The organism is Pseudomonas sp. SIMBA_041, from assembly GCF_046535095.1.
GTDB classification, from domain to species: Bacteria; Pseudomonadota; Gammaproteobacteria; order Pseudomonadales; family Pseudomonadaceae; genus Aquipseudomonas; species Aquipseudomonas mucoides.
Window position 1 is genome coordinate 224,571 of record NZ_JAWRXJ010000008.1, and the last position, 26,948, is coordinate 251,518.

Genomic DNA, 26,948 nt, shown 5'->3' on the forward strand with positions numbered 1-26,948 from the left:
AAAAAGGCAGGCCTGGAATCAGGCCTGCCGGGGGAAGGGCAATTACTCGGTGACGGCAGGAATCTTGCGCGGTGCCATGAAGTACATCCAGGTGAGGGCAATGAAGTACATCGCCGGAATCAGGGTGAACAGCACGGTGTAGTTGTTGTGGGTGACGGTCAGGATGTGGCCGACCAACTGCGTCATGAACATCCCGCCGATGGCTGCGCACATGCCGCCAAAACCGAACACTGTGCTCATCATGTGTTTAGGCGTGTAGTCCATGACCAGGCTCCAGATGTTCGCGGTCCAGGCCTGGTGCGCGCCGATGGCCAGGGAGATGGCGAACACCGCGACCCACAGACTGCTCGAACCCGCCGCCATGATCACGCCGACGATGCAGCAGGCAAACAGGAACATCGACATCAGCCGCGCCTTGATCGGATTGACCCCGCGACCGATCAGGAACGAGGAGAGGATCCCGCCACCGACGCTGCCGAAGTCGGCGGTCAGGTAGATGATGATCAGCGGAATCCCCATCTGGGTCACGTTGATCCCCAGGTTGTATTGCTGATTGAGGAATGGCGGCAACCAGTACAAGTAGAACCAGAACACCGGCGCGGTCATTGAGTAGGCGAGGGCGAAGGCCCAGGTGCCGCGCATGCGCAGGATTTTCGAGAACGGCACGCGGGCTTGTTCCGGTTCGACTTCGTTCTGGATGTAGTCCAGTTCCGATTGTTTGACGCTCGGATGATCTTCCGGGTTGAAGTATTTCAAACCCCAGAACAGCAACCAGATCCCGCCCAGTGCCGACATGCACAGGAACGCGGCCTGCCAGCCCCATACGTGCAGGATCAGTGGCAGCAACATCGGGGTGAACATCGCGCCGACGTTGGTCCCGGCGTTGAAGATGCCGGTGGCCACGGCGCGTTCGCCGGCCGGGAACCACAGCCGCGTGGTCTTCACGCAGGCCGGGTAGTTGGCGGCTTCGGTCAAGCCAAGGATGAATCGGCAGACCATGAAGCCTACCGCCGACGTCGCGAGGCCGTGGGCACCGGTAGCGATGCTCCAGAGCAGCACGGCGCAGAAGAACACGCGCTTGACGCCGACCCGGTCGATCAACCGGCCTTGCAGCACGAAACCGATCGCGTAGCCGACCTGAAACCAGAAGTTGATGTTGGCGTAGTCCATCGCCGTCCAGCTCATTTCCTTGGCGAGGATGGGCTGCATGACGCCGAGGGCGGCGCGATCGATGTAGTTCAGGGTTGTCGCGAAAAACACCAGCGCCAGCATGCCCCAACGGGTTTTGCCGACCGCCATGGCGCCGCGGATCTTGTCGCCGATGCCGCCGCTGGCAGGAGTCATGGAGGCGTGCTCCATGGGAGAACTTTGAGAAGGAGTCATGTAGTCCACCGATTATTTTTATGTGGTGTTCTGTGTCTTTGGTAACCGAGCCCGACGATGCATGACCGGTCTCAATGTGGAGTCGATGTTGCGCAGTGGACAAAAAATCGTCAATTCACCAATGGCCATTGTGTTCGATAATCGAACACAAAACTAACCGGGTAGTACACTTTAAATTGCTGTGCGAGTTCGTCCAGCCAATAATTCCCCACAAGCTAAACGCAGACCCTGTAGCAGCTGGCGAAGCCTGCGGCGACATAAAGCGAAGCGTGCGATCTCGATAACAAGACTGTCTCCACCACCGGGAGTCGAAACATGCAGCGTTCCATTGCCACCGTGTCCTTGAGCGGTACCCTGCCGGAAAAACTCGAAGCCATTGCCGCCGCCGGTTTTGACGGGGTGGAGATTTTCGAGAACGACCTTCTCTACTACGACGGTAGCCCACGGGAAATCAAACAGATGTGCGCCGATCTCGGGATCGCGATCACGCTGTTCCAACCCTTCCGGGATTTTGAGGGATGCCGCCGTGATCGGCTTTCGCGCAATCTGGAACGCGCCGAGCGCAAATTTGACTTGATGCAGGAACTGGGCACTGACCTGGTGCTGGTCTGCAGCAATGCATCTGCCGATTCCATCGGTGATGAACAAATCCTCGTCGATGACCTGCGCCTGCTGGCCGAAAACGCCGGTGCGCGCGGTCTGCGAATCGGTTATGAAGCGCTGGCCTGGGGCCGGCATGTGAACACTTATCAACAGGTGTGGAACATCGTCCGCCAAGCCGATCATCCGAGCCTCGGTGTCTTGCTCGATAGCTTTCACACCCTGTCGCTCAAGGGCGATCCGAGCGCCATCGCCGAGATTCCGGGCGACAAGATCTTCTTCGTGCAAATGGCCGACGCACCGATCCTCGCCATGGACGTGCTGGAGTGGAGCCGGCATTTCCGCTGCTTCCCGGGCCAGGGCGAATTTGATCTGCCGGGGTTCCTCGCGCCGATTATAAAGAGTGGCTACACCGGCCCGCTGTCGCTGGAAATCTTCAACGACGGTTTCCGTGCCGCGCCACCCCGGGCCAACGCCGCCGACGGTTTGCGTTCGTTGCTGTACCTGGAAGAGAAAACCCGCCAACGCCTGGCGCAGGAAGCTCAACCGGCACCCAACCTCGACATCCTGTTCGAGACACCCACGGCCAGCGAATACAACGGCGTCGAATTTCTCGAATTTGCCGTGGATGAAAGCCTCGGCGCCAAGCTCTCCCATTGGCTTGAGCGGCTGGGTTTCGTCAAGGCCGGGCAGCATCGCTCCAAGAGCGTAAGCCTGCTGCGTCAGGGCGATATCAACCTGATCCTCAACTCCGAACCGTATTCGTTTGCCCACAGTTTTTTCGAAGCGCATGGCCCCTCGCTGTGCGCCACCGCCGTGCGGGTCAAGGACAGCAGCAGCGCGCTAGCCCGAGCTGTGGCTTATAAAGGCCAGCCGTATCGTGGGCTGGTCGGGCCCAATGAACTGGAATTGGCGGCGGTGCGCGCACCGGACGGTAGCCTGATCTATTTGGTGGATCAGCAGGCCGACGTCTACGGCACCGACTTCAATCTGAACCCAGCGGCGGTGGCCAGCGGTGGCCTCAAGCGTATCGACCACATGGCCATGGCATTGCCGGCCGACAGCCTCGACAGTTGGGTGCTGTTCTATAAGAGCCTGCTGGATTTCGAAGCCGATGACGAAGTGGTTCTGCCCGACCCGTATGGCCTGGTAAAAAGCCGCGCACTGCGCAGCCGCGACAGCTCTATTCGCTTGCCGTTGAACATTTCCGAGAACCGCAACACCGCGATCTCACACGCGCTGTCGAGTTATCGCGGCTCCGGTGTGCATCACATCGCGTTTGATTGCGATGACATCTTTGCGCAAGTCAGCCGTGCGAAAGAGGCGGGCGTGCCGTTGCTGGACATCCCGCTCAATTACTACGATGACCTCGCCGCGCGGTTCGACTTCGATGACGAGTTCCTCAGCGAGCTGGCGTATTTCAACGTGCTGTACGACCGCGATGCCCTGGGTGGCGAACTGTTTCATGTGTACACCGAGCCGTTCGAAGGGCGGTTTTTCTTTGAAATCATTCAGCGCAAAAACGGCTATGCCGGTTATGGCGCGGCCAACGTCGCGGTTCGACTGGCAGCGATGGCCAAATCCCGCAGCGGTGCCATTCGTCAGGCCAAGTTGTAGCAAAATCGTAAACGCCGGGACAAACCGCTGCCGCGCGGCTTCCTTCACTGTGCGCAGCGGCCCATAATCGCCAGCTTGTGCAGTGATGGCCGTGAGCCCGCAATGACAATGACTTCAGAACGCTCCGCAGTGCCCGCCGAACTGATCGCCGAGCCCCGCAAGAGCCGCAAAAACAACCCGGAAAAGACCCGCGAGAATATCCTTCAAGAGGCGATTGTCGAGTTCGTCCAACAGGGGCTTTCCGGTGCTCGAGTCGATGCAATCGCCGAGCGTATCCACACCTCCAAACGCATGATCTATTACTACTTCGGCAGTAAGGAACAGCTCTACGTCGAGGTGCTGGAAAAGCTCTACGGTGATATTCGCAACACTGAAAACCGCTTGCACCTGACCGAACTGGGGCCGGTGGAGGCGATTCGTCGCCTGGTGGAGTTCACCTTCGACCACCACGATCACAACGTCGATTTCGTGCGTATCGTCAGCATCGAGAACATTCACAATGCCGAATACGTGAAGCGCTCCGATGCGATCAAGGCCATGAACAATACGATTCTCGACGCACTGGGCGAAATTCTGCGTCGCGGTGCCGAGGAGGGTTTGTTCCGTGCAGGGCTAGTGGCGCTGGATGTGCATCTGCTGATCAGTTCGTTCTGCTTCTATCGCGTGTCGAACCGTCATACCTTCGGGGAGATCTTCCAGATCGATTTGCCGGACGAAGCCATCAAGCAGAGGCATCGTGCGATGATTTGCGAGTCGGTGTTGCGTTACTTGCAAGCCTGATATCAGGTGAGGGGGCTTTCCCTTCACTGCAGCCCCTCACCGCATCCCCTCAGTCGTTCATGCTCTGAAAGTGCGCGAGCATTCGCTGCGCATCCGGCACCACGTTGCTGAACAATTCAAACGCCTTCACCGCCTGAAACACCGCCATGTTGCCGCCGTCCAGCGTGCGGCAACCGAGCGCGCGGGCGTTGCGCAGCAGTTCGGTTTCCAGCGGGAAGTAAACGATCTCCGCCACCCACAAGGCTGAGCGAAGCAACTCGACCGGCACTGGCATGCCCGGCAGTTTTTTCATGCCCATGGGCGTGGTGTTTACCAAACCATCAGCCAGGCTCAACGTGCTCGGCAGATCGTGCCCGGCCACCGCCCGGCCAGCCCCGAAGTGTTGATTGAGATTGTCTGCCAGCGCCTGCGCGCGGCTTGGCTCCACGTCAAAAATACTCAGCAGTTGTACGCCTTCGCTCAACAACGCGTGGGCCACTGCCGCGCCGGCGCCACCAGCGCCCATTTGTACGACGCGCTCACGGGCAGCGTCCTTCAAGCCACGGCGAAATCCTTCGGCAAAACCCAGGCAATCGGTGTTATGGCCGATGCGTTTACCGTCCTTCAACACCACCGTGTTCACCGCGCCGATGCCGCGGGCTTCCGGCGACAGTTCGTCAAGCAACGGGATGATCGCCTGCTTGCACGGGAAGGTGATGTTCAGCCCGGTGAAGTTCATTCGTTCGGCCGCCATCAACAGGTCGGGCAGGGCACTGCTGTCGAGCTTCAATTGATCCAGGTCGATCAGGCGATAGAGGTAGCGCATGCCCTGCGCTTCGCCTTCGTGCTCGTGCAGCGCCGGTGTGCGCGAGGCTTGAATCCCGGCGCCGATCAGCCCGGCCAATACAGTGTTGTGCTGAGCCATCGTGTTCACCCCTTCAATTTCAGACTGAAATGTTCCAGCGCCAGGCGATAGCCGTGGCTGCCGAAACCGGCCATCACCGCGGTGGCGATGGCCGAGACAAACGAGTGATGCCGGAAAGGCTCGCGAGCATGGACGTTCGACAGGTGGACTTCGATCACGGGCAGTTCGCTGGCGACGAGGGCGTCGCGAATCGCCACCGAGGTGTGGGTCCACGCGGCTGGATTGATGACAATCCCGGCGCAACGACCGCGAGCGGCGTGAATCCAGTCGAGCAATTCACCTTCGTGGTTGGTCTGGCGGAACTCCACGGCCAGGCCGAATTCTTCAGCAGCGCGTGCGCACAGCGCCGAAATGTCTGCCAGGGTTTCGTGGCCATAAGTCGCCGGTTCACGGGTGCCGAGCAGGTTCAGGTTCGGGCCGTTGAGCACCAGAACGATAGGGGGCATCAAGGGTCTCTCCACTTATTATTTTTGGAATCGGCTCTAGGTTTCAGCCTGTGGAGACAAATTGTACTAGCTGGTTAATTAGGTCAATTGAAGAGACGTCTCGAAGGGGATTTGTGTGCGGTGATCGGACGATTTCGCTGTTTATCGCGGCAGATGCTCCACCAGGAAATCGATAAAGGCGCGCAACCTCAGGGGCACATGACGGCTTTGCGGATACAGCAACGTGAACGGTCGCGAGCGGCCGCTGTAAGGCTTCAATACTTCCACCAGCGAGCCATCGGCCAGTTCGTTTTCGACGATAAACCGGTACGTCTGAAACAACCCCGCCCCGTGTTTGGCCAGGGTCACGCCACCCAGCACATCGTCAGAGCAACTGAGACTGCCCTCGGCCAGAATCTCCCGAGGTGTGCCGTTGTCATTGAACAGCCAGGCGATCCGCCGACCGCTGCTGGGCAGTTCGTATTGGATGCATTCGTGCTGCGCCAAGTCTTCGAGTGTTTGGGGGACACCTGCACGCTTGAGGTAATCGGGACTGGCAATCATCACCAGCGCGGCGTCCTCCAGATGCCGGGCGATCAGGCCGGAGTCCGGAATGGCCCGTACGCGAATCGCCATGTCGTAACCTTCGCCGACGAAATCAATATTGCGATTGCTGATGTGCGACTCGACCTTCACGTCGGGAAAACGCGCCCGAAAGGCTGGCAGCAACGGCAAGATCCGGTGGTGCGCATACGTCGTGGGAATGCTGATGCGCAAGGTGCCAGACGGTTGCTGCTGCTGGCCCATGACCTCGCGCTGAGCCTCGACCAGCTGCGCCAGAGCCTGACGACATTCTTCGTAGTAACGACGACCGCTGTCGGTCAACTTCACACTGCGGGTGGTACGCGCAAACAGCCGCACGCCCAGACGCTCTTCCATGCGCGATACCGAGCGGCTGACCGCGGCTGGTGTCACGCCCGCCACCAGTGCGGCGGCCGTAAAGCTGCCGGCCTCGGCGGCGAGGCAAAACAGCTCGATGCTGCCCAACTGAAGATCATCGAAGACACGCTGCATGATTGATTACACCGGGGATCAAATGAGGACTGAATGGCGTCACTGTAGATGAAATCGCCGTGGCAGTGCTTGACCGGCGTAGGCGGCTTTTTTTTGTGAGTGCAGTGAAAGGATTGCTTACTATTTTGCCGCCGTCATAGGCGAGTCAAAAAACGTTCAAGGGCTAGGCTCAAAACCGAGTCGATCGTCAAACGGATCAATCGCCAATTGCCGGGTTCTTCAAGGAATGGAGAATCTTTGCACTCTATAACCTAACGGATGGGTTGCATGAACGTATGTCGCTTTAAGGACTTTTCATTGGTCATCATGTTGCGCGATCAACATTGCCCGCCGCATGTCCATGTCGATGCACAGACATGGAGCGCACGCTTCAAATTCAGTTTCTGGCACAACGGCGTGGAGCTTTGGGACGTCGTTCCTCATTCGCAGCGCCCCCCTTCAGCAGTGCTGGAAGGATTGCGCCAGGCGCTGCGGCAACCGGCGCATTTACAGCGAGCGCGTGGCCTCTGGTGGCGAAAATTGTGCACCGCTTGCCTCGATAATCAGTTGTGGGATTGGGAGAGCAATGAAGTGGTCGTGATGAAACGACTCGCCAGCACGACTTACCTGATTGGCTCGGCCAGTTACGAGCCCGAAGTTAACAAGACGCTGTTATCCCTGACGGGGGCTGCCGAGGGAGTGGAAATCGAATTATGAAAACCATACAGGCGAGCATTCAGGCGGATCGCCCCGTCACCGAAGAAACATTGGAACAGGCCATTGAGCGAGGCGAGTTGAGCCGTCGCAGCGGTTTGAATGCGAGAGCCGTGAGCTGGACCGGACATTGCCTGGTCATCAGTTTTGAGGACGGTAGTGGCGTGCTCCTGCCGGCGAAGAACTACCCGGAGTTTGATGGCTTTGACGATGAGGATTTCGCCGACTTGAGGGTTGGCTTTGCGGGAACCGCGCTCTGCCATGAAGGCAGTGATTTGCAGGTGTCCATCGCCGGCCTGATTTCAGCGAGCAAGCCATTGATGGACATGGCGTCTTCGGTCATCGCCTCACGCAATGGGCGCCAGAGCAGCGTCGCCAAGGCCGAGGCTGCGCGGGCCAATGGCAAAAAGGGGGGGCGACCGCGCAAGGTAGATGCGGCACTTTGATTCGCCTACAAAAAAGCCGTCGTCATGACGGCTCATTTGTATCGGCAACAGCTCTCAACGACGGGTCAACAACACCCCGGATTCCATGTGATGGGTCCACGGGAACTGGTCAAACATCGCGCACTGAGTGATGCGATGCGTGTCGTGCAACTGGGCGATGTTCGCCGCCAGTGTTTCCGGGTTGCAGGAAATGTAGAGGATGTTGTCGAAACGTCGGGTCAGCTCGCAGGTGTCCGGGTCCATGCCGGCGCGGGGCGGGTCGACGAACACGCTACCGAACTCGTAGCTCTTGAGGTCGATGCCATGCAGGCGGCGGAACGGGCGGACTTCGTTCAGCGCTTCGGTCAGCTCTTCGGCGGAGAGTCGCACCAGGGTGACGTTATCCACCGCGTTTTCGCTGAGGTTGCTCAGCGCTGCATTGACCGAGGTCTTGCTGATTTCGGTGGCCAGCACTTTGCGTACGCGGGTCGCGAGCGGCAGGGTGAAGTTGCCGTTGCCGCAGTACAGTTCGAGCAAGTCGTCCGGGCGATCACCCAACGCGTCGTAAGCCCAGTTGAGCATCTTCCGGTTCACGGTGCCGTTGGGCTGGGTGAATGCGCCTTCCGGCTGGCGATAGCTGAAAGTACGGCCGCCGACTTCGAGCTGCTCAACCACGTAATCGTGACCGATCACTTCGCGTTTGCCTTTTGAGCGACCGATGATGCTCACGTTCAGGTCCGTGGCCAGTTTCGTGGCCGCCGCATGCCAGTGCTCGTCCAGCGGGCGGTGATAGCACAGGGTGATCATCGCATCGCCGGCCAGGGTGGTCAGGAACTCCACCTGGAACAACTTGTGGCTCAGGGCCGCACTGGCTTTCCAGGCGGCTTTGAGCTTCGGCATCAGTTCGTTGATGCGCAGGCTGGCGATCGGAAACTCTTCGATCAGGATCGGCGTACGTTTGTCTTCCTGGGAAAACATCGCGTAGTGCCGCTCACCACCTTCACGCCACAGGCGGAATTCAGCGCGCAGGCGGAAGTTTTGCAGCGGAGAGTCGTACACCGCCGGTTCTGGCGCATCGAACGGGGCCAGGAGGTCACGCAGGCGCGTGACCTTTTCTTCGAGCTGAACGGCGTAGGCCTGGGTATCAAAAGTCATGCGTTGAACCAACCCAACTTGATCACGAACAGAATCGACAGGATCACCAGCGCCGGGTTCAGCTCACGGCCACGACCGGACATCAGCTTGATGGCGGTCCAGGAAATGAAACCGAAGGCGATGCCATTAGCGATCGAATAAGTGAACGGCATGGCCAGCGCGGTGATCACCACCGGTGCGGCAACGGTGATGTCGTCCCAGTCTATTTCGGCCAGGCCGGAGGTCATCAGTACGGCGACGAACAGCAGTGCCGGTGCCGTGGCGAAGGCCGGGACGCTGGACGCCAATGGCGAGAAAAACAGTGCCAGCAGGAACAGGATCGCCACCACGACGGCGGTCAGGCCGGTGCGGCCGCCCGCACTCACGCCGGCTGCGGACTCGATGTAGCTGGTGGTGGTCGAGGTGCCCAGCAGCGAACCGGCCATGGCCGCGGTGCTGTCGGCGATCAGGGCGCGACCCATTTTCGGCATGTGGCCGTTCTTGTCCATCAGGCCGGCGCGTTTGGCGACGCCGATCAGAGTGCCGGAGTTGTCGAACAGATCGACAAACAGGAAAGCGAAAATCACGCTGACCAGACCGATGTCCAGTGCGCCTTTGATGTCCAGTTGCATGAAGGTTGGGGCCAGCGACGGTGGCATCGACATCACGCCGCCGAAAGGGGTGAAGCCCATCAAGATCGAAATGATGGTCACCGCCAGAATGCCGATCAGCACGGCGCCGCGTACGGCCAGGGCTTCGAGGGCAACGATCAGGGCAAAACCCAGGGTCGCGAGGATCGGGGCTGGTTGTTTCAGATCACCGAGGCCTACCATGGTCGCCGGGTTGCTGACCACGATGCCGGCGTTGTGCAGGGCAATCAGCGCCAGGAACAGGCCGATACCGGCGGCAATCGCCGAGCGCAGCGGCAGCGGGATGCTGTTGATGATCCATTCACGGATACGGAAGATCGACAGCATGAAGAAGCACACCGCCGAGATAAACACCGCACCCAGCGCCACTTGCCAGGTGTGGCCCATGTGCAGGACCACGGTATAGGTGAAGAAGGCGTTCAAGCCCATGCCCGGCGCCAGCGCGATCGGGTAGTTGGCGATCAGGCCCATGATCGTGGAACCAATCGCCGCGGCCAGACAGGTGGCGACGAACACCGCGCCCTTGTCCATGCCGGTTTCGCCGAGAATGCTCGGGTTGACGAACAGAATGTAGGCCATGGCCAAGAAAGTCGTGACGCCCGCCAGAATCTCGGTCCGCACGTTGGTGTTGTGTGCCTTGAGTTGAAACAGCCTTTCCAGCATGTCTGCTCCCCGTGGCGCGCCCGGCGCCGTGAATGTATCGACCTCAACAGCAAAGCACAGACCACTGAACGCGCCTGGGAAATTACTGTGGGCCGGAAAAAGCCGCGCATCATACCAGCCGCGTGGGGTTATGGCTGCTGATGGCTGCGATCGTCGTCGATGTTTTGCCGTCAAGCGAAGTGAGCCATACTGCGCGCTGGTTTTGGGGGTCGTTATGTATTGCATGAAAACGCGTGTGATTGCCGTCATTGGCGTCGTGATGGCCTTGTTGCTGGGGGCACAAAACGCCTCGGCTGCGATGGCGCCGCGATTGAGCCAGTTGAAAGTGGTTAAGGTTGAATCGCCGGTCTGTGGCTTTGAAAACATTGCCGAAGGGCAGACCGAGACGCGTTGCGATCATAGTGGTCCGAGCATCAAGGTCTATGTGCTGGAAATCGGTTACGGCAGTAATAGTCCACATGTCGCGCTGGATGGTTTTGAAGTGGACGGCACCCGGTCGCCGGTATGTGCCTTTCAGACCGGCAACCTGACTGATTGCACACCCGGGGCAAAAACGGTCGGTTATCTGTATATCTTCAATCTTGCGGGCAAGCAGGACGGGACCTTCACGTTCAGCAACACCTCGATTAATGCGCCGAGCGATAAGATGTCGACCCAGCTTTACATCAAGTAACGGCTGCACTCGAACAAGCGTCAGGAAAGCTGACTACGCTTTAAAGATCACCCTGTGGACTGTCCCCATGACCTTTAGAGCTTTGATTACCCTCGCCGAGGGCATCGACGACCTGCAAACAGTGACCCTGATCGATGTGTTGCGCCGCGCCAACGTTGAAGTGGTGGTGGCCAGCATCGAGGGGCGGCGCATGCTCACCTGCGCCCGTGGAACCCGGCTGACGGCCGATGCCATGCTGGTGGACTTGCTGGCCCAGCCGTTCGACCTGATCGCCCTTCCGGGCGGCGCCGTGGGCGCGCAACACCTGGCGGCCCATCAACCCCTGCAACAACTGATCAAGGATCAGGCCGCCGCCGGGCGCCTGTTCGCCGGCATCGCTGAAGCCCCGGCGGTCGCGCTGCAGCACTTCGGCGTATTGCGTCAGCGACGCATGACCTGCCTGCCCTCCGCCAGTCATCAGTTGTCAGGTTGCAACTTCATCGACCAACCGGTGGTGGTCGACGGCAACTGCGTGACCGCCCAGGGTTCCGGGGCCGCTTTGGCATTTGCCCTGACGCTGGTGGAACAACTCTGCGGCAAGGCCACGCGCATGGCGGTGGCGGGGGAGATGCTGGCGTGAGGATATGTCAGGCGTGGATGGCGATGGGCTTGATCGCCGGCTGTTCGCGCTGTTCTGCTTGCCAGAGATCGTAATCAGTCTGAACCCCTAGCCACATGCGAGCCTTGCCAATCCCCGCCCGCTCCAGACGCACGGCCAGATCCGGGCTGATGGGGGCGTGGCCATGCAGAACCCGAGAAAGGTGCGGTCGTGCAAAACCCAGATGGCGGGCGAGTTCCGTGACGCTGATGCCGAGTTCGGGTAACACATCCATCAAGAGTGTTTCGCCAGGGTGTGGCGGGTTGTGCATGGGCATTGCCTGCCTCCTGTCAGTGGTAGTCCAGATAGTCGACCAGTTCGATGTCTGAACCGATAAACCGAAAAACAACTCGCCAGTTCCCTGAAACAACTCAGCGACCAGAATTCGGCCAACTCTCCTCTGAGTGGATGCAGTCGCCATCCCGGAAGGTCTAGATCGCCGGGTAGCGTTGCGCGGTCCATGAACTGAAGTATCCGAGACAGACGCTTTGCATGGTCTACACGAATCCCTCGAGTCGAACCTGTTTCATAGAGGCCACGAAGGCCCTTGTGCCGAAAGGATTTGATCATGGGGCAAGTGTAAGGCGATACATTACACCTGTTGCGGTATCTATATAGTGCACCTGGTCGGCAAATTTGTGCCAGGCACCTGCTTCAGACCTTCACTTCCTCCAGCGGCACATGCATGCGGTCGCGATTGGCCAAGGTCGGGAACAGTTTCACCCAGGCCCCGGTTACCACCAGCGTGCCGATCCCGCCCATGACCACCGCCGGCACGGTACCGAACCAGTGGGCGGTCAGCCCGGATTCGAATTCGCCCAACTGATTCGACGCACCGATGAACAGGCCGTTCACGGCGCTGACCCGGCCGCGCATTTCGTCCGGGGTTTCCAGCTGCACGAACGAGGCGCGGATCACCATGCTGATCATGTCGGCCGCGCCCAGCACCACCAGCACTGCAAGCGAGAACCAGAACGAGGTCGACAGGCCGAAGGCGATGGTGGCGACGCCGAACACACCGACGGCGGTGAACATCACCCGTCCGACGTTGCGCTCAACCGCAAACCGCGCCAGGAATAGCGACATCAACAGCGCGCCGACGGCCGGCGCAGACCGCAGCAGGCCAAGCCCCCACGGGCCGGTCAGCAGGATGTCCTTGGCAAACACCGGCAGCAGCGCCGTCGCGCCGCCGAGCAAGACCGCAAACAGGTCCAGAGAAATTGCCCCGAGAATGTCCGGGCGACTGCGAATGAAGCGGATACCCGCCAGCAGCGAATCCAGCGTCGCCTTGCCCTTGTTCAGCGGCGTTTGCCGGGCCGGCAAGTTGAGCATCAACCCGCAGGCAATGATGTAGAGGATTACGGTCGGGCCATACACCCAGACGCTGCCGAAGGCGTAGAGCAAACCGCCGAGCGCCGGGGCGACGATAGTGGCTGACTGCTGCGCGGATTGCGCGGCGGCCACCGCACGGGGAAACAGCGCGCTGGGCACGATGCTCGGCAACAGGGCTTGAGTGGTGGGCATTTCGAAGGAGCGCGCAGCACCGAGCAAGAACGCGAGGATAAAGATCATTTCCCGGGTGACATGATCGGTGGCGCTGCCGATGGCCAGCGACAGGGCGATCAACGCTTGCAGCGACTGGCAGATCGCCGCGACTTTGCGCCGGTCATAGCGGTCCGCGACGTGCCCCGTGTGCAGCATGAACAGCACGCGCGGGGCAAATTCCACCAACCCCACCAGGCCCAGATCGAGCACGTTGCCGGTTAACTGGTACAGGTTCCAGCCAATGGCCACGGTGAGCATCTGAAAACCGCTGGCGGTAAACACCCGAGCCAGCCAGAACGCGATGAAGGGGCGGTGATGACGTAACAGCAAGGGCTCTTGGCTGGGCATCTGCGGGGAAATCTGGGAGAGGGGAAGGGCGAGGTTATCACCAACCTGTAACCAGAAGTTGCAGCCACAGAAAATATACTTAGCTAGACATCGATCGTAAAAACACCTGATTCCTCTGTGGGAGCAGGCTGCTCGCGATGGCGGCCTATCCCTCGATACCGAGCTGCCTGGCACACGCGCTTCGCGAGCAAGCTCGCTCCCGCAGGGGAAATGTATCTGCCTGTAACGATAGCCATGAGGCAACTTGTCACGCGGCAAAAGACCACGCGGTTCATCCCCGGAAATGGGACTACTCTTTCAACGTTGATTGATCCAGATCAAAACCCCACCAGGAATTGATCCGGCGGCCATCAGGCCAGACTTCCCTGCGTTGTGAGGCTTTCAATAAAAAGAACGAATTCGAATTCGCCGCACTCCATACCCGTGGGGGCCGTTGGGTGCAGGCTTCCAGCCAGCAGCCGTATTAACTGACAGAGGAAGACTTATGTTCGGTTTAGAGGCACTTGATCTCGCCCGAATGCAGTTCGCGTTTACCATCTCGTTTCACATCCTGTTCCCGGCCATCACCATTGGCCTGGCGAGTTACCTGGCGGTACTCGAAGGTCTGTGGCTGAAAACCCATAACGACACCTACCGCGACCTGTATCACTTCTGGTCGAAGATCTTTGCCGTCAATTTCGGCATGGGGGTGGTCTCCGGGCTGGTGATGGCGTATCAGTTCGGCACCAACTGGAGCCGTTTTTCGGACTTTGCCGGATCGGTTACCGGGCCGTTGCTGACCTACGAGGTGTTGACGGCGTTCTTCCTCGAAGCCGGTTTCCTTGGGGTCATGCTGTTTGGCTGGAACAAGGTCGGGCGCAAGCTGCACTTCTTTGCCACGGTCATGGTGGCTATTGGCACGCTGATCTCGACCTTCTGGATCCTCGCCTCGAACAGCTGGATGCAGACGCCGCAGGGTTTCGAAATCGTTAACGGTCAGGTGATCCCCACCGACTGGCTGGCGGTGATCTTCAACCCTTCGTTCCCGTACCGCCTGATGCACATGGCGACGGCGGCGTTCGTTGCCACCGCCTTCTTCGTCGGCTCTTCGGCGGCCTGGCACTTGCTGCGCGGCAAGGACAACCCGGCGATCCGCACCATGTTGTCGATGGCCATGTGGATGGCCTTGATCGTTGCGCCGATTCAGGCGGTCATCGGTGACTTCCACGGCCTCAACACGCTCAAGCATCAGCCGGCGAAAATTGCCGCGATCGAAGGTCATTGGGAAAACATCGGCGACGAACCGACCCCGTTGATCCTGTTCGGCTGGCCGGACATGAAAGCCGAGAAAACCCGATTTGCCGTCGAGATTCCGTATCTGGGCAGCCTGATCCTCACCCACTCGCTGGACAAACAAGTCCCTGCGCTCAAGGAATTCCCGCCTGAAGACCGGCCCAATTCGACCATCGTGTTCTGGTCGTTCCGGATCATGGTCGGCCTGGGTTTCCTGATGATATTCACCGGGTTGTGGAGCCTGTGGCTGCGCAAGCGCGACAAGCTCTATACCTCGCGACCGTTCCTTTACCTGGCGTTGTGGATGGGGCCGTCGGGCCTGATCGCGATCCTCGCGGGTTGGTTTACCACTGAAATCGGCCGTCAGCCGTGGGTGGTCTACGGACTGATGCGCACGGCGGATGCTTCTTCCAACCATAGTTTCATGCAGATGAGCATCACGTTGATTCTGTTTGTGGTGGTGTATTTCGCGCTGTTCGGTGCCGGCCTGGGCTACATGATGCGCCTGGTGCGCAAAGGGCCGAAGATCGACGAAGGCAAGGAAACCAGCGATGGTGGGCCTGGCAAGAAACGCACACCGGCCCGTCCGCTGTCCGCCGCTGACGATGATGACGCCGACAGTGACCACAGCCTGACCAAGGAGATTTGAGTCATGGGTATTGATCTTCCGCTGATCTGGGCCGTGATTATCATCTTCGGCATCATGATGTACGTGGTCATGGACGGCTTCGACCTGGGGATCGGGATTCTCTTCCCGTTCATCCCGGGCAAGACCGACCGTGATGTGATGATGAACACGGTCGCCCCGGTCTGGGACGGTAACGAAACCTGGCTGGTACTGGGCGGCGCCGCGTTGTTTGGTGCCTTCCCGCTGGCCTATTCGGTGGTGCTTTCGGCGTTGTACCTGCCGCTGATCCTGATGCTGATCGGGCTGATCTTCCGGGGCGTGGCTTTTGAGTTTCGCTTCAAGGCCAAGGACCACAAGCGCCACCTCTGGGACAAGGCTTTCATCGGCGGCTCCATCACCGCGACCTTCTTTCAGGGGGTGGCGTTGGGCGCCTTCATTGATGGATTGCCGGTGGTCAATCGCCAGTTTGCCGGTGGTTCGCTGGACTGGCTGACACCGTTCACTCTGTTCTGCGGCGTGGCACTGGTGGTGGCGTATGCGCTGCTTGGTTGCACGTGGTTGATCATGAAGACCGAGGGCAAGCTGCAGGAGCAAATGCACAACCTGGCACGGCCGCTGGCCTTCGTGGTGTTGGCGGTGATCGGTATTGTCAGCATCTGGACACCCTTGGCCCACGCTGAAATCGCCGCCCGCTGGTTCACGCTGCCCAATCTGTTCTGGTTCATGCCGGTGCCGATTCTGGTGCTGGTGACCATGTATGGCTTGATCCGCGCCGTCGCCCGCAATGCGCACTACACGCCGTTCCTGCTGACGCTGGTGCTGATCTTCCTCGGCTATAGCGGTCTGGGCATCAGCCTGTGGCCGAACATCGTGCCACCGTCGATCTCGATCTGGGACGCCGCCGCACCGCCGCAAAGTCAGGGCTTCATGCTGGTGGGCACGCTGTTCATCATCCCGTTCATCCTGGGCTACACCTTCTGGAGCTACTACGTGTTCCGCGGCAAGGTCACCCACGAAGACGGTTATCACTGACACTGTAGGAGCGAGCGTGCTCGCGATGGCGCCCTCACTGGCGCCATCGATCTACCTGAGGATTGTTGTAATGACCGGTAAACATTCCCTGCACGACATTGAAGAAGCCGAAAAAAAACCGCTGTTGCAGCGGCTTGGATGGCTGGTCCTGATCTGGGTCGGTAGCGTCGGCGCCCTGTTTATCGTGGCCAGTCTGATGCGCATGTTCATGAATGCGGCAGGCCTGACTACACACTGAAGATCCCATCCCGTCGCCTTGGAGGCACGGATTCACAACCCTCCTGCGCGGAGGGTTTTTTTTGCCCCGGTTTATTTGCGGGCTTTGAGAATCACGAATTTTGGCGTGGCAGCCACTTGTTCGACGCCGCGGAACAGCCGTGCGAGCTTGCTGTGGTAACCCAGGTGACGATTGCCGACGATATACAGCGCGCCACCCACCACTAGCGCCTCGCGGGCCTGCTGGAACATGCGCCAAGCGAGAAAGTCGCCGACGACCTGTTGTTGATGGAACGGCGGATTGCACAACACCACGTCCAGGGATTGAGCTTCCTGCCCGGCCAGCCCGTCGCCGGCCCGCACAATGACCGCTCTGTCGCCCAGCGCCGCGCGCCAGTTTTCGGCAGCCGATTGAACCGCCATGAACGACTCGTCCACCAGCGTGTACTGCGCCTCGGGGTTTTGCAGCGCACTGGCAATGGCCAACACGCCGTTACCGCAACCGAGATCGGCGACTCGCGCGGTGCCGAGGTTTTTTGGCAGGTGCGGCAGAAAGGCCCGGGTGCCGATGTCCAGCCCTTCGCGGCAGAACACATTGGCGTGGTTCAGCAGTTCAATGGCCGGCTCATCAAGCTGATAGCGCGAAGGGTAGGGGGACACGACCGGGTCTTTTGCTTCAGGTGTGGCGATCAATAGCCGGGCCTTTTTCACTGCCAGGGAGGCCTGTACCGGGCCGACGTAGCGTTCCAGCAGATCACCGGCAGCACGTGGCAGGTGCTTGATCATCGCCGCGGCAATCACCTGCGCGCCTGGCGCCAGTTGGCCTTGCAGGCGAATCAGTTGTTCTTCCAGCAACGCCAGGGTTTTCGGCACCCGGATCAATACCCGGTCAAACGGGCCGCTGAACACGTCGCTGGCGGGCACGCTCGGTACGGCGTCAAACGCCTGGCCGTTACGGATCAGATTTTTTTCCAGTCCCTGAAAGGCGAGGAACGAATCACCACTGCTGATCACCCGGACCTTGCCCGCGAGGCTGGCGGCCAATGCACCAAAACTGTCGTTCAACACCAGTACCCGAGTTTCGGCCGAGGGCTGTTGTTCGGCCAGGTGGTTGAGCAGGTATTCGTCGGCGGCATCGAACGCTTGCAGCGGTTCGTTCTGCTGTTCTGGCTGACGGATCAGGTCGAGTTGGGCGAAGGGTGTTTCGAGCAGGGGCATGAGGCGGGGCTCTGGGTAGTCAACGGGTGTGGTGTCCCGCGGCCGGAGGCGTTGTAGCAGGCGGGACCGGCCGAGTGCACGGCGTCGTGAAGTTATATACGACATCACTCAGGGGGCCGCAAATGGTACGTTTTTTTCGGCTGGATTACCCGTGGGTTTTCTTCGTACTGAATGGATTCAGATAGCGCCGACCCTCACAGCCTTTATCACGGCTGCAATCTTGTTGTTCACCCCAAATTTATGGATGCAGCTTTGCACATGATAATTGATGGTGCGTTCACTGATGCTCAGGATTTTGGAACATTCATAGGCCGTCTTGCCGTCGGCCGACAATTTCATGATTTCGATTTCACGCGTCGACAACCGGGGTGTGCATGCAATCGCCAGGCGGTGATCCAGCTTTTTTGCCACGAGCCCATGCAAATGGCGGTTGATTAAAATGGCGTAGGCCAGATGTGCATACCATTCATCGGCAGTGATCGGGCTGTTGCTTCTGGCCAGGCTAAACATGCTGCGCAGACCGCTGTCGTCATGAATCGATTGTGACCAACCATACTGCAAGCCTTGTTGTTTTTGCGCCTGCCTCAGCTGAGGGACCTTTGAGAAGAGCTCATCCTCCCAAAGAATTGGCAACTCTGAATGATTGCAATGAGCCAGTATTGGGTCTGTGTCACCTAATTGGTCATGTTCATATGCCGTGTTCCAATCGACGGGGTAATTGTTAAAACTTACCGTGTCATGATTAAGCAAAACTGCGGGGGATGTAATTGAAAAAGCACAGAAATTGAAGCCAAGATCCTGAGCCAGTATGAGCGAAGTCTCATAGGCGGGCTTAACTTCCTTGGCTTCAAGTATCTGTTTTAGCTGTGACTCCTTCCACATCTTCATTGCAGCAACTCCATGCGGCTATCTTGGGGGTGCAAATTGGATCCAGGATCCAACACGCCCAGAGTGTAGGAGTAATCCTACAAATGTGCTGCAATTTTTTTGCTCTTTAACATTATCGAAAGTGCATATCTGGTTCTTAGCTGCTCAGGCTCATGAAACTCTTTTCGCGGGGCGTATATCATTCTATGCATTGTTTTTTGTACAAGTTTTAGTCATGTCATCGACAATATAAAAGCAGCTGTACAACTAACGATGGATCTAATACCAAAGACACTACAAATCGTCGGTGTTTACATCGCCTGCTTTGCGCGACACTGGTGATATCAGTTCAATGGAGCGTCCCATGACCGCCAGTGCCGAAAAATACACTCGCCAAACCTTGCTCGACGTCCAGCCGTTGACCCCAAACCTGTTTACGCTGCGAGCCACGAGAGATCCGGGCTTTCGCTTCAGGGCCGGGCAGTTCGCCCGGCTAGGTGTCACCAAGGCCGATGGCACTACGGTCTGGCGAGCCTATTCAATGGTGTCGTCACCCCATGACGAATTTCTCGAGTTCTTCTCCATCGTGGTGCCAGGCGGTGAGTTCACCAGCGAGCTGAGTCGACTGAAGGTGGGTGATACGTTGCTGGTGGACCGCCAGGCCTTTGGTTATTTGACCCCGGACCGCTTTGTCGATGGACGTGACCTCTGGTTGTTATCCACAGGCACCGGCATTGCCCCGTTCCTGTCGATCCTGCAGGACTTCGAAGTGTGGGAGAAATACGAACGCATTATCCTCGTCTACAGCGTGCGTGAGGCCCGGGAATTGGCGTATCAGGCGTTGATCGCCGAGTTGGGACAGCGCGATTATCTGGCCGAAAACGCTCACAAATTGCAGTTCATCGCCACCGTCACTCGCGAACAACACCCAGGCGCCCTGAACGGACGAATCACCACGCTGATTGAAAATGGCGAGCTGGAGCGGGCAGCAGGCGTGGCGCTGACGCCCGAGCATTCGCGGGTCATGCTCTGCGGTAATCCGCAGATGATCGATGACACGCGCAAGCTGCTCAAGCAGCGGGACATGCACCTGAGCCTCAGCCGACGCCCAGGCCAGGTGGCGGTGGAAAACTTCTGGTAAAAAAACGGCGCCTCAAGGGCGCCGTTTCTGTTTGCAACCCGCCTTCAAGGCCGATCGTTCTGGGCCTTGAGCAGATCGCGGATCTCGCTCAACAACTCTTCTTCCTTGGTCGGAACCGGCGGCAGCGTCGGGGCCGCGGCCTCTTCGCGCTTCAGTTGGTTGATCGCTTTGATCCCCATGAAAATCGCGAACGCGACGATGATGAAGTCAATCATGCTCTGGATGAATTTGCCGTAGGCCAGCACCACGGCCGGGGCATTGCCTTCGGCAGCCTTGAGCGTAATGGCCAGATCACTGAAGTCCACACCGCCGATCAGCAAGCCAATGGGCGGCATGACCACGTCGCCGACAAACGACGTCACGATCTTGCCGAAGGCGGCGCCGATGATGATACCGACGGCCATGTCGATCACATTACCTTTGACCGCGAAGGCCTTGAACTCACTTATCACGCCCATAGGTTATTCCTTGTTACAGATGAGGTTGGTGAACGCAGTGTAATTCAGCAAAACGGCTCTTGCTCGAAACACCTCATTACAATGCTCGTGACTATCGACCTGTCTGCCGGCAATTAGTTTGCAAAGTGCCAGCAATCGCGCGCGAAATACGCGCTAACTGACTGATTAGCGACATAAATATCTGAATCATCACGTTGCGTTTTTTCTATTTAAGTTTTGCCGGTTCGGCCTCTAGCCTCGGTTCAGCGCACTGGGAGTGCGCCTTGAAAACAGAGGAACCTGATATGACTTCTACACTTGGCCTTGGGGCTTTTCCCCATTGGCGTACGCTTGGCGTTTTAACCGCCAGCCTGCTGTCCTTCTCCGTCCATGCTGCCAACTTGACCCGTGATAATGGCGCTGCCGTGGGCGATAACCAGAACTCACAAACGGCAGGTGCCACAGGCCCGGTGTTGTTGCAGGACGTGCAACTGATCCAGAAGCTGCAGCGCTTTGACCGTGAACGCATTCCTGAACGTGTGGTGCATGCTCGTGGCACTGGCGCCCACGGCACCTTCACCGTGACCAATGACCTGAGCGACCTGACCAAGGCGAAAGTGTTTGCTGGCGGTCAGAGCACACCGGTGTTCGTGCGATTCTCCGCCGTCGTTCATGGCAACCATTCGCCGGAAACCCTGCGCGACCCTCGTGGTTTCGCTACCAAGTTCTACACCGCCGACGGCAACTGGGACCTGGTGGGAAACAATTTCCCGACTTTCTTCATCCGTGATGCGATCAAGTTTCCAGACATGGTCCACGCGTTCAAACCCGACCCACGCACCAACCTCGACGATGATTCGCGGCGATTTGATTTCTTCTCCCATGTCCCTGAAGCCACTCGCACCCTGACCGAGTTGTATTCCAACTCGGGTACACCGGCCAGTTATCGGGAGATGGATGGAAACGGTGTGCATGCGTACAAGTTAGTTAATGCCAAAGGCGATGTGCATTACGTGAAGTTTCACTGGAAGAGTTTGCAGGGGATTAATAATCTCGATCCTGAGTTGGTGTCGAAAGTTCAAGGAAAAGATTACAGCCATATGACCAATGATTTGGTTGCTCATATTAACAAGGGTGACTTTCCGAAATGGGACTTGTACGTTCAGGTTGTGAGCTCTCAAGATTTGTACAAGTTTGATTTCGATCCATTGGATGCGACGAAGATCTGGCCTGGAGTTCCTGAACGAAAAGTTGGACAAATGATCCTGGATCGTAATCCTTCGAATGTCTTCCAGGAAACCGAACAAGTGGCGATGGCTCCGGCCAATCTGGTTCCCGGTATCGAACCTTCGGAAGATCGCTTATTGCAAGGGCGAGTGTTCTCCTATGCCGATACTCAACTCTATCGCCTGGGTGCCAATGCACTTCAGTTGCCGATCAATGCGCCAAAAGTTGCCGTGAATAACGGCAATCAGGACGGTGCGATGAACATCGGTCACAGCACCACAGGCGTGAACTATCAGCCAAGCCGTTTGATGCCCCGCGACGAGCCGCAAACCGCGCGTTACAGCCCATCGGCGCTGACGGGCAGCACCCAGCAGGCGAAGATCCCGCGCGAGCAAAACTTCAAGCAGGCCGGTGATCTGTATCGCTCCTTCAGTAAAAAGGAGCGGAACGACCTTATCGAGAGTTTTGGCGGTTCGCTCGCGACAACCGATGACGAGAGCAAGCACATCATTCTGTCGTTCCTGTACAAAGCCGACCCGGAATACGGGACCGGCGTGACCAAGGTGGCCAAGGGTGACTTGAGCCGGGTCAAGGCGCTGGCGGCCAACCTGGTCGACTGACGGCGATTGCCTGAAATGCGGGACCTCCGATGAGGTCCCGTCGGGCCAAGGAGTTTGCGATGCGTATTTATCTGTTTGTGTGGCTGGCGTTGCTCTCGACCAGTGCCTTTTCCACCACACCCGACGACTCTGCGGCGCTGTCTGCTCAACTGCAGGATTACTACTTCGACGCCGCCCGCCGTGGCGATGTGCCCATGCTCGACACGTTCATTGAGGCTGGCTACTCACTCGATACCCGCGACAGCAAGGGCTACACCGCGCTGATCCTGGCGGCCTATCACGGCCAGACCGCCGCAGTAGAGCGTTTGCTCGCCGCCGGCGCGGATGCCTGTGCTCAGGACCAGCGAGGCAACACGGCATTGATGGGGGCGATTTTCAAAGGGGAAGTACAGATTGCCCGGACTTTACTATTGGCCAATTGCAGCCCCGACCAACGCAACGGCGCGGGGCAAACGGCTGCGATGTACGCCGGATTGTTCAAGCGTGCCGAACTGCTCGACGCACTCAAGGCCAAAGGTGCGGACCTGGAGGCCGAAGATCCATTGGGCAACAGTGCCACGCGTCTGGCCAGCGGCGAAATCCGTATCGCCGCGCCGCGCTGATCGGCGTCAGCTGAGCTATCATCGCGGTTTTGCCGGGAGTTCAGATGGCCAAGGCCAAGCGCATGTACGGCTGCACCGAGTGTGGCTCAACCTTCCCCAAGTGGGCCGGCCAGTGCGGTGAGTGCGGGGCCTGGAACACGCTGACCGAAACCATGGTGGAAAGCGGTGGTGCCGCCGCCCCGAGCGGTCGCACCGGCTGGACTGGCCAACAGGCCCAGATCAAGACCCTGGCCGAAGTCAGTGTCGAGGAAATCCCGCGCTTTTCCACAGCCTCCAGTGAACTCGATCGAGTGTTGGGTGGGGGCTTGGTCGACGGTTCGGTGGTGCTGATCGGCGGTGACCCGGGCATCGGTAAATCGACCATCCTGTTGCAAACCTTGTGCAACCTCGCCAAGAGCATGCCGGCGCTGTACGTCACCGGCGAAGAATCGCAGCAACAAGTGGCCATGCGTGCCCGCCGGCTGGGCTTGCCGCAGGACCAACTGCGAGTGATGACCGAAACCTGCATCGAAACCATCATCGCCACGGCCCGGGTGGAAAAACCCAAGGTCATGGTGATCGACTCGATCCAGACGATCTTCACCGAACAACTGCAATCGGCCCCGGGTGGCGTCTCCCAGGTTCGCGAGAGTGCGGCCTTGCTGGTGCGGTATGCCAAGCAGAGTGGCACCGCGATTTTCCTCGTTGGTCACGTAACCAAGGAAGGCGCCCTGGCCGGTCCCCGTGTGCTGGAGCACATGGTTGATACCGTGCTGTATTTCGAAGGCGAATCCGATGGGCGTTTGCGTTTGCTGCGAGCGGTCAAAAACCGTTTCGGCGCGGTCAACGAATTGGGTGTGTTCGGCATGACGGACAAGGGTCTGAAAGAAGTCTCTAACCCGTCGGCGATTTTTCTCACACGCGCTCAGGAGGAAGTCCCTGGCAGTGTGGTCATGGCGACGTGGGAAGGGACGCGGCCCATGCTGGTGGAAGTCCAGGCCCTGGTGGATGACAGCCATTTGGCCAACCCGCGCCGGGTCACGCTGGGGCTGGATCAGAATCGCCTGGCGATGTTGCTGGCGGTTCTGCACCGTCATGGCGGCATTCCGACCCACGATCAGGACGTGTTTCTCAACGTGGTCGGTGGTGTGAAGGTGTTGGAGACCGCGTCTGATCTGGCCTTGATGGCGGCGGTCATGTCCAGTTTGCGCAACCGGCCATTGCCACATGATCTGCTGGTGTTTGGCGAAGTCGGCCTGTCCGGCGAAGTGCGCCCGGTGCCAAGCGGTCAGGAACGCCTGAAAGAAGCCGCCAAGCACGGCTTCAAGCGCGCCATCGTGCCCAAGGGCAATGCGCCGAAAGAGGCGCCGCCGGGTTTGCAGATTATTGCCGTTACCCGTCTGGAGCAGGCCCTCGACGCACTGTTCGAGTAACCATAGATGTAGGAGCCGGGCTTGCCCGCGATAGCGACTTGTCATTCAACGATGATGTTGAAAGTGAAGTCGCTATCGCGGGCAAGCCCGGCTCCTACATTAGTGGATTTGTCGTGGGTTCAAACTTCGATCAGGGCGCCCAGCTCGCGTTCCAGCTCTTGCGGATCCCCTAGATTCAATTCGATCAACCGCCGTAGGCGTTCAATCGATTCCAGGCTGATGTGTTTGCAGACGAAGCCGAGCTGGCCATGGTCATCGTGGGTCAGTAGTACATCCATCTTGATCGCGACTTCAGGCGTCAGATGAACATCAACGCAAAAGTGATGCTCCCGATTGCCCAGCCATGGCTCGGGCTTCTCGACCAACAGCCCCTTGAGCGACAGATCAATCAACTTCACCTGCCAGATGTATTCGTCCTGGCCCAGTTCGGTTTGGGCGTCGAACGCGATACGTTTGAAGCGACGGCGGTCGGCTGCGTGTTCGCTCATGGCGCAATCCTCGGAAAGGTACGCTGACTATAGACCTGCATTGTTAAAGCCTGCCAGCGCGGGCAGGCGTCTAGACCAATGTCGGGGTATGGCCTTTGCCGTCAGGGGAGCTAAACTCGGGGTGGCTGTCTTTCTTGTCCACTCTGGCTGGAATCATAAAATGAAAAATAATAATAGCCTGCTACGCCATTTACCCTGGCTGCTGCTGGCAATCGTCGGTGCGTGCGCCCTTGGTGTGGTGGCATTGCGCCGAGGTGAGGCGATCAACGCCCTGTGGATTGTAGTCGCTGCCGTGGCCATTTATCTGGTTGCGTATCGCTACTACAGTCTGTTCATCGCCACCAATGTGATGCAACTCGACCCGCGACGGGCCACCCCCGCCGTACTCAATAATGACGGTCTGGACTACGTTCCGACCAACAAGCACATCCTCTTCGGTCACCACTTCGCGGCCATTGCTGGCGCGGGGCCGCTGGTCGGGCCGGTGTTGGCGGCGCAGATGGGGTATCTGCCCGGCACATTGTGGCTGATTGCCGGCGTGGTGCTGGCCGGTGCGGTTCAGGACTTCATGGTGTTGTTCATGTCGACCCGCCGCAATGGCCGGTCCCTGGGCGACATGGTCCGCGAAGAAATGGGCCGTATCCCCGGCACTATCGCGCTGTTTGGCTGCTTTCTGATCATGATCATCATCCTCGCGGTGCTGGCGCTGATCGTGGTGAAAGCCCTGGCCGAAAGCCCGTGGGGCATTTTCACGGTGATGGCGACCATCCCGATTGCGATGTTCATGGGCATCTACATGCGCTACATCCGTCCGGGTCGCATTGGCGAAATCTCCGTGGTCGGCGTGGCGTTGCTGCTCGGTTCGATCTGGCTCGGTGGGCAGATTGCCGCTGATCCGGTCTGGGCCAAGGCGTTCAGTTTCACCGGGATCCAGATCACCTGGATGCTGGTCGGCTACGGTTTTGTCGCGGCGGTACTGCCGGTGTGGCTGATCCTGGCACCCCGTGACTACCTGTCGACGTTCCTGAAAATCGGCACCATCGTGGCCTTGGCGATCGGCATTCTGGTAACCATGCCCGAGCTGAAAATGCCCGCGCTGACCCAGTTCATCGACGGCACCGGTCCGGTGTGGAAGGGTGGTCTGTTCCCGTTCCTGTTCATCACCATCGCCTGTGGCGCGGTCTCGGGTTTCCACGCGCTGATCTCTTCCGGCACCACGCCGAAGCTGCTGGATAACGAAGTCAATTCCCGTTACATCGGTTACGGCGCGATGTTGATGGAATCTTTCGTGGCCATCATGGCCATGGTTGCCGCCTCGGTGATCGAGCCGGGCGTGTACTTCGCGATGAACAGCCCGGCTGCCGTAGTTGGTGGTGACATCGTAGCGGTCGCGCAAACCGTCAGCAGCTGGGGCTTTGCGATTACCCCGGAAGCCCTGCAAGCGGTGGCCCATGACATTGGTGAAACCACTATCCTGGCCCGTGCCGGTGGCGCACCGACCCTGGCGGTGGGGATCGCGCAGATCCTGCACAGTGTCCTGCCGGGTGAAAACACCATGGCGTTCTGGTACCACTTCGCGATCCTGTTCGAAGCGCTGTTCATCCTGACGGCGGTCGATGCCGGTACCCGTGCCGGTCGCTTCATGCTCCAGGATTTGCTCGGCTCCTTCGTGCCGGCCTTGCGCCGTACCGAGTCCTGGACCGCCAACCTGATCGCCACCGGCGGTTGTGTGGCGATGTGGGGCTGGTTGCTCTACCAAGGCGTGATCGACCCGTTGGGCGGGATCAACACCTTGTGGCCGCTGTTCGGTATCTCCAACCAGATGCTGGCCGGTATCGCGCTGATGCTGGCAACCGTTGTGCTGATCAAAATGAAACGCCAACGCTATATCTGGGTGACCATGCTGCCGGCCGTCTGGCTGCTGATCTGCACCGTGACGGCGGGTTTCATCAAGCTGTTCGACGCTAATCCGGCCATCGGCTTCCTGTCGCTGGCGAAGAAATACAGCGATGCGCTGGCCAATGGTCAGCTCCTTGCCCCGGCCAAGGACATCACGCAGATGCAGCACGTGATCTTCAATGCCTACACCAACGCAACGCTGACAGCGCTGTTCCTGTTCGTGGTCTTCAGTATCCTGTTCTACGCACTCAAGGTCGGCATTGCCGCCTGGGGTACCAAAGAGCGTACGGATAAAGAAGCGCCATTCCAGGCCCTGCCGGACGCGTAATCGAGGATTG

At 58.8% G+C, this 26,948-nt stretch carries 26 protein-coding genes and 1 pseudogene; 14 read left to right on the forward strand and 13 right to left on the reverse strand.

From position 1 onward, the window contains the following. Window positions 1–42 precede the first annotated feature (42 nt). Window positions 43–1,359, reverse strand: coding sequence for an MFS transporter (locus SB725_RS20760; protein ID WP_228758936.1), 1,317 nt, complete (start codon window positions 1,357–1,359; stop codon window positions 43–45). 339 nt (window positions 1,360–1,698) lie between these two features. Here SB725_RS20760 and quiC point away from each other — a divergent pair, with 339 nt between their 5' ends. Both quiC and SB725_RS20770 read left to right on the forward strand, forming a co-directional pair. Beyond that, window positions 1,699–3,600, forward strand: coding sequence for a 3-dehydroshikimate dehydratase QuiC (gene quiC, locus SB725_RS20765; RefSeq protein WP_410922548.1), 1,902 nt, complete (start codon window positions 1,699–1,701; stop codon window positions 3,598–3,600). Window positions 3,601–3,702: 102 nt separating this feature from the next. Continuing rightward, window positions 3,703–4,380 (forward strand): TetR/AcrR family transcriptional regulator, encoded by a 678-nt coding sequence (locus SB725_RS20770; RefSeq protein WP_027924242.1) that lies wholly within the window; start codon window positions 3,703–3,705, stop codon window positions 4,378–4,380. A 49-nt stretch (window positions 4,381–4,429) separates the two neighbouring features. On the opposite strand, the gene SB725_RS20775 is transcribed toward SB725_RS20770, so the two are convergent. The 3 genes from SB725_RS20775 to SB725_RS20785 all read right to left on the reverse strand — a co-directional run bounded on the left by SB725_RS20775 (window position 4,430) and on the right by SB725_RS20785 (window position 6,783). After that, on the reverse strand, window positions 4,430–5,284 hold the full coding sequence (locus SB725_RS20775; RefSeq protein ID WP_059182118.1) for a shikimate dehydrogenase: 855 nt from the start codon (window positions 5,282–5,284) through the stop codon (window positions 4,430–4,432). A 5-nt stretch (window positions 5,285–5,289) separates the two neighbouring features. Continuing rightward, window positions 5,290–5,730 (reverse strand): type II 3-dehydroquinate dehydratase, encoded by a 441-nt coding sequence (aroQ, locus tag SB725_RS20780; RefSeq protein ID WP_140669465.1) that lies wholly within the window; start codon window positions 5,728–5,730, stop codon window positions 5,290–5,292. A gap of 141 nt (window positions 5,731–5,871) precedes the next feature. Further along, complete coding sequence (locus SB725_RS20785) at window positions 5,872–6,783, reverse strand: LysR family transcriptional regulator (protein WP_027924239.1); 912 nt, start codon at window positions 6,781–6,783, stop codon at window positions 5,872–5,874. Window positions 6,784–7,050: 267 nt separating this feature from the next. Here SB725_RS20785 and SB725_RS20790 point away from each other — a divergent pair, with 267 nt between their 5' ends. Beyond that, complete coding sequence (locus tag SB725_RS20790) at window positions 7,051–7,479, forward strand: hypothetical protein (RefSeq protein WP_059182120.1); 429 nt, start codon at window positions 7,051–7,053, stop codon at window positions 7,477–7,479. Next, complete coding sequence (locus SB725_RS20795) at window positions 7,476–7,922, forward strand: DUF2442 domain-containing protein (protein WP_027924237.1); 447 nt, start codon at window positions 7,476–7,478, stop codon at window positions 7,920–7,922. Before SB725_RS20790 ends, SB725_RS20795 begins: the two co-directional genes overlap by 4 nt. A gap of 54 nt (window positions 7,923–7,976) precedes the next feature. On the opposite strand, the gene trmA is transcribed toward SB725_RS20795, so the two are convergent. Further along, entirely contained in the window at window positions 7,977–9,056 is a 1,080-nt protein-coding gene (gene trmA / locus SB725_RS20800; RefSeq protein ID WP_059182121.1) for a tRNA (uridine(54)-C5)-methyltransferase TrmA, read from the reverse strand. Further along, on the reverse strand, window positions 9,053–10,348 hold the full coding sequence (locus SB725_RS20805) for an NCS2 family permease (protein WP_027924235.1): 1,296 nt from the start codon (window positions 10,346–10,348) through the stop codon (window positions 9,053–9,055). The genes trmA and SB725_RS20805 overlap by 4 nt, the downstream gene beginning before the upstream one ends. Before the next feature lie 214 nt (window positions 10,349–10,562). Between SB725_RS20805 and SB725_RS20810 the strand changes: the two genes are divergently transcribed. Both SB725_RS20810 and SB725_RS20815 read left to right on the forward strand, forming a co-directional pair. Then, window positions 10,563–11,021 (forward strand): DUF4879 domain-containing protein, encoded by a 459-nt coding sequence (locus SB725_RS20810; RefSeq protein ID WP_027924234.1) that lies wholly within the window; start codon window positions 10,563–10,565, stop codon window positions 11,019–11,021. 67 nt (window positions 11,022–11,088) lie between these two features. Continuing rightward, window positions 11,089–11,640, forward strand: a complete 552-nt coding sequence (locus SB725_RS20815; RefSeq protein WP_027924233.1) for a DJ-1 family glyoxalase III — start codon at window positions 11,089–11,091, stop codon at window positions 11,638–11,640. A gap of 7 nt (window positions 11,641–11,647) precedes the next feature. Here the strand turns inward: SB725_RS20815 and SB725_RS20820 are convergent, their stop codons facing one another. From SB725_RS20820 to SB725_RS20830, 3 genes and pseudogenes are all read right to left on the reverse strand, one after another. After that, window positions 11,648–11,935, reverse strand: a complete 288-nt coding sequence (locus tag SB725_RS20820) for a HigA family addiction module antitoxin (RefSeq protein ID WP_059182122.1) — start codon at window positions 11,933–11,935, stop codon at window positions 11,648–11,650. Between the two features lie 13 nt (window positions 11,936–11,948). Next, window positions 11,949–12,228: pseudogene (locus SB725_RS20825) on the reverse strand (type II toxin-antitoxin system RelE/ParE family toxin). An 84-nt stretch (window positions 12,229–12,312) separates the two neighbouring features. Then, window positions 12,313–13,551: an MFS transporter gene (locus tag SB725_RS20830; RefSeq protein ID WP_059182123.1), complete on the reverse strand. Its 1,239-nt coding sequence runs from the start codon at window positions 13,549–13,551 to the stop codon at window positions 12,313–12,315. Between the two features lie 484 nt (window positions 13,552–14,035). Between SB725_RS20830 and SB725_RS20835 the strand changes: the two genes are divergently transcribed. From SB725_RS20835 to SB725_RS20845, 3 genes are all read left to right on the forward strand, one after another. Further along, on the forward strand, window positions 14,036–15,472 hold the full coding sequence (locus SB725_RS20835; protein ID WP_410922549.1) for a cytochrome ubiquinol oxidase subunit I: 1,437 nt from the start codon (window positions 14,036–14,038) through the stop codon (window positions 15,470–15,472). Between the two features lie 3 nt (window positions 15,473–15,475). Then, window positions 15,476–16,483, forward strand: coding sequence for a cytochrome d ubiquinol oxidase subunit II (gene cydB, locus SB725_RS20840; protein WP_059182124.1), 1,008 nt, complete (start codon window positions 15,476–15,478; stop codon window positions 16,481–16,483). 70 nt (window positions 16,484–16,553) lie between these two features. Further along, complete coding sequence (locus SB725_RS20845) at window positions 16,554–16,721, forward strand: DUF2474 domain-containing protein (protein WP_081743969.1); 168 nt, start codon at window positions 16,554–16,556, stop codon at window positions 16,719–16,721. Window positions 16,722–16,792: 71 nt separating this feature from the next. On the opposite strand, the gene SB725_RS20850 is transcribed toward SB725_RS20845, so the two are convergent. Together SB725_RS20850 and SB725_RS20855 are read right to left on the reverse strand one after the other, a co-directional pair. After that, window positions 16,793–17,917 (reverse strand): methyltransferase, encoded by a 1,125-nt coding sequence (locus SB725_RS20850; RefSeq protein WP_027924228.1) that lies wholly within the window; start codon window positions 17,915–17,917, stop codon window positions 16,793–16,795. 177 nt (window positions 17,918–18,094) lie between these two features. After that, window positions 18,095–18,805: an autoinducer binding domain-containing protein gene (locus SB725_RS20855; protein ID WP_027924227.1), complete on the reverse strand. Its 711-nt coding sequence runs from the start codon at window positions 18,803–18,805 to the stop codon at window positions 18,095–18,097. A 343-nt stretch (window positions 18,806–19,148) separates the two neighbouring features. On the opposite strand from SB725_RS20855, the gene SB725_RS20860 reads away from it, so the two are divergent. Next, window positions 19,149–19,925 carry a ferredoxin--NADP reductase gene (locus SB725_RS20860; RefSeq protein ID WP_027924226.1) on the forward strand — a complete coding sequence of 259 codons (777 nt, stop codon included), beginning with the start codon at window positions 19,149–19,151 and terminating at the stop codon, window positions 19,923–19,925. 44 nt (window positions 19,926–19,969) lie between these two features. Here the strand turns inward: SB725_RS20860 and mscL are convergent, their stop codons facing one another. Beyond that, window positions 19,970–20,383 carry a large-conductance mechanosensitive channel protein MscL gene (gene mscL, locus SB725_RS20865; protein ID WP_027924225.1) on the reverse strand — a complete coding sequence of 138 codons (414 nt, stop codon included), beginning with the start codon at window positions 20,381–20,383 and terminating at the stop codon, window positions 19,970–19,972. A 284-nt stretch (window positions 20,384–20,667) separates the two neighbouring features. On the opposite strand from mscL, the gene katB reads away from it, so the two are divergent. Genes katB through radA form a run of 3 tightly spaced genes read left to right on the forward strand, consistent with a single transcriptional unit; the run spans window position 20,668 to window position 24,223 of the window. Next, window positions 20,668–22,209, forward strand: a complete 1,542-nt coding sequence (gene katB, locus SB725_RS20870; RefSeq protein ID WP_059182126.1) for a catalase KatB — start codon at window positions 20,668–20,670, stop codon at window positions 22,207–22,209. A gap of 59 nt (window positions 22,210–22,268) precedes the next feature. Next, a complete protein-coding gene (locus tag SB725_RS20875; RefSeq protein WP_027924223.1) occupies window positions 22,269–22,811 on the forward strand; it encodes an ankyrin repeat domain-containing protein in 543 nt (180 codons plus the stop codon). A 44-nt stretch (window positions 22,812–22,855) separates the two neighbouring features. After that, window positions 22,856–24,223 carry a DNA repair protein RadA gene (radA, locus tag SB725_RS20880; protein WP_008040321.1) on the forward strand — a complete coding sequence of 456 codons (1,368 nt, stop codon included), beginning with the start codon at window positions 22,856–22,858 and terminating at the stop codon, window positions 24,221–24,223. A gap of 119 nt (window positions 24,224–24,342) precedes the next feature. On the opposite strand, the gene SB725_RS20885 is transcribed toward radA, so the two are convergent. After that, window positions 24,343–24,711: a PilZ domain-containing protein gene (locus SB725_RS20885; protein WP_194940756.1), complete on the reverse strand. Its 369-nt coding sequence runs from the start codon at window positions 24,709–24,711 to the stop codon at window positions 24,343–24,345. 160 nt (window positions 24,712–24,871) lie between these two features. On the opposite strand from SB725_RS20885, the gene SB725_RS20890 reads away from it, so the two are divergent. Further along, window positions 24,872–26,938: a carbon starvation CstA family protein gene (locus tag SB725_RS20890; protein ID WP_027924221.1), complete on the forward strand. Its 2,067-nt coding sequence runs from the start codon at window positions 24,872–24,874 to the stop codon at window positions 26,936–26,938. Window positions 26,939–26,948: the final 10 nt, after the last annotated feature.

What these genes read in the sequence shown, in the direction of transcription:
- SB725_RS20845 (WP_081743969.1), top strand. Translation starts at nt 16,554, where the DNA reads ATGACCGGTAAACATTCCCTGCACGACATTGAAGAAGCCGAAAAAAAA.
- trmA (WP_059182121.1), bottom strand. Translation starts at nt 9,056, where the DNA reads ATGACTTTTGATACCCAGGCCTACGCCGTTCAGCTCGAAGAAAAGGTC.
- katB (WP_059182126.1), top strand. Translation starts at nt 20,668, where the DNA reads ATGACTTCTACACTTGGCCTTGGGGCTTTTCCCCATTGGCGTACGCTT.
- SB725_RS20775 (WP_059182118.1), bottom strand. Translation starts at nt 5,284, where the DNA reads ATGGCTCAGCACAACACTGTATTGGCCGGGCTGATCGGCGCCGGGATT.
- SB725_RS20790 (WP_059182120.1), top strand. Translation starts at nt 7,051, where the DNA reads ATGAACGTATGTCGCTTTAAGGACTTTTCATTGGTCATCATGTTGCGC.
- SB725_RS20860 (WP_027924226.1), top strand. Translation starts at nt 19,149, where the DNA reads ATGACCGCCAGTGCCGAAAAATACACTCGCCAAACCTTGCTCGACGTC.
- SB725_RS20830 (WP_059182123.1), bottom strand. Translation starts at nt 13,551, where the DNA reads ATGCCCAGCCAAGAGCCCTTGCTGTTACGTCATCACCGCCCCTTCATC.
- SB725_RS20785 (WP_027924239.1), bottom strand. Translation starts at nt 6,783, where the DNA reads ATGCAGCGTGTCTTCGATGATCTTCAGTTGGGCAGCATCGAGCTGTTT.
- SB725_RS20855 (WP_027924227.1), bottom strand. Translation starts at nt 18,805, where the DNA reads ATGAAGATGTGGAAGGAGTCACAGCTAAAACAGATACTTGAAGCCAAG.
- SB725_RS20770 (WP_027924242.1), top strand. Translation starts at nt 3,703, where the DNA reads ATGACAATGACTTCAGAACGCTCCGCAGTGCCCGCCGAACTGATCGCC.
- SB725_RS20805 (WP_027924235.1), bottom strand. Translation starts at nt 10,348, where the DNA reads ATGCTGGAAAGGCTGTTTCAACTCAAGGCACACAACACCAACGTGCGG.
- quiC (WP_410922548.1), top strand. Translation starts at nt 1,699, where the DNA reads ATGCAGCGTTCCATTGCCACCGTGTCCTTGAGCGGTACCCTGCCGGAA.
- SB725_RS20795 (WP_027924237.1), top strand. Translation starts at nt 7,476, where the DNA reads ATGAAAACCATACAGGCGAGCATTCAGGCGGATCGCCCCGTCACCGAA.
- SB725_RS20815 (WP_027924233.1), top strand. Translation starts at nt 11,089, where the DNA reads ATGACCTTTAGAGCTTTGATTACCCTCGCCGAGGGCATCGACGACCTG.
- SB725_RS20890 (WP_027924221.1), top strand. Translation starts at nt 24,872, where the DNA reads ATGAAAAATAATAATAGCCTGCTACGCCATTTACCCTGGCTGCTGCTG.
- SB725_RS20810 (WP_027924234.1), top strand. Translation starts at nt 10,563, where the DNA reads ATGTATTGCATGAAAACGCGTGTGATTGCCGTCATTGGCGTCGTGATG.
- SB725_RS20820 (WP_059182122.1), bottom strand. Translation starts at nt 11,935, where the DNA reads ATGCCCATGCACAACCCGCCACACCCTGGCGAAACACTCTTGATGGAT.
- cydB (WP_059182124.1), top strand. Translation starts at nt 15,476, where the DNA reads ATGGGTATTGATCTTCCGCTGATCTGGGCCGTGATTATCATCTTCGGC.
- SB725_RS20885 (WP_194940756.1), bottom strand. Translation starts at nt 24,711, where the DNA reads ATGAGCGAACACGCAGCCGACCGCCGTCGCTTCAAACGTATCGCGTTC.
- aroQ (WP_140669465.1), bottom strand. Translation starts at nt 5,730, where the DNA reads ATGCCCCCTATCGTTCTGGTGCTCAACGGCCCGAACCTGAACCTGCTC.
- SB725_RS20850 (WP_027924228.1), bottom strand. Translation starts at nt 17,917, where the DNA reads ATGCCCCTGCTCGAAACACCCTTCGCCCAACTCGACCTGATCCGTCAG.
- SB725_RS20875 (WP_027924223.1), top strand. Translation starts at nt 22,269, where the DNA reads ATGCGTATTTATCTGTTTGTGTGGCTGGCGTTGCTCTCGACCAGTGCC.
- mscL (WP_027924225.1), bottom strand. Translation starts at nt 20,383, where the DNA reads ATGGGCGTGATAAGTGAGTTCAAGGCCTTCGCGGTCAAAGGTAATGTG.
- SB725_RS20760 (WP_228758936.1), bottom strand. Translation starts at nt 1,359, where the DNA reads ATGGAGCACGCCTCCATGACTCCTGCCAGCGGCGGCATCGGCGACAAG.
- SB725_RS20835 (WP_410922549.1), top strand. Translation starts at nt 14,036, where the DNA reads ATGTTCGGTTTAGAGGCACTTGATCTCGCCCGAATGCAGTTCGCGTTT.
- radA (WP_008040321.1), top strand. Translation starts at nt 22,856, where the DNA reads ATGGCCAAGGCCAAGCGCATGTACGGCTGCACCGAGTGTGGCTCAACC.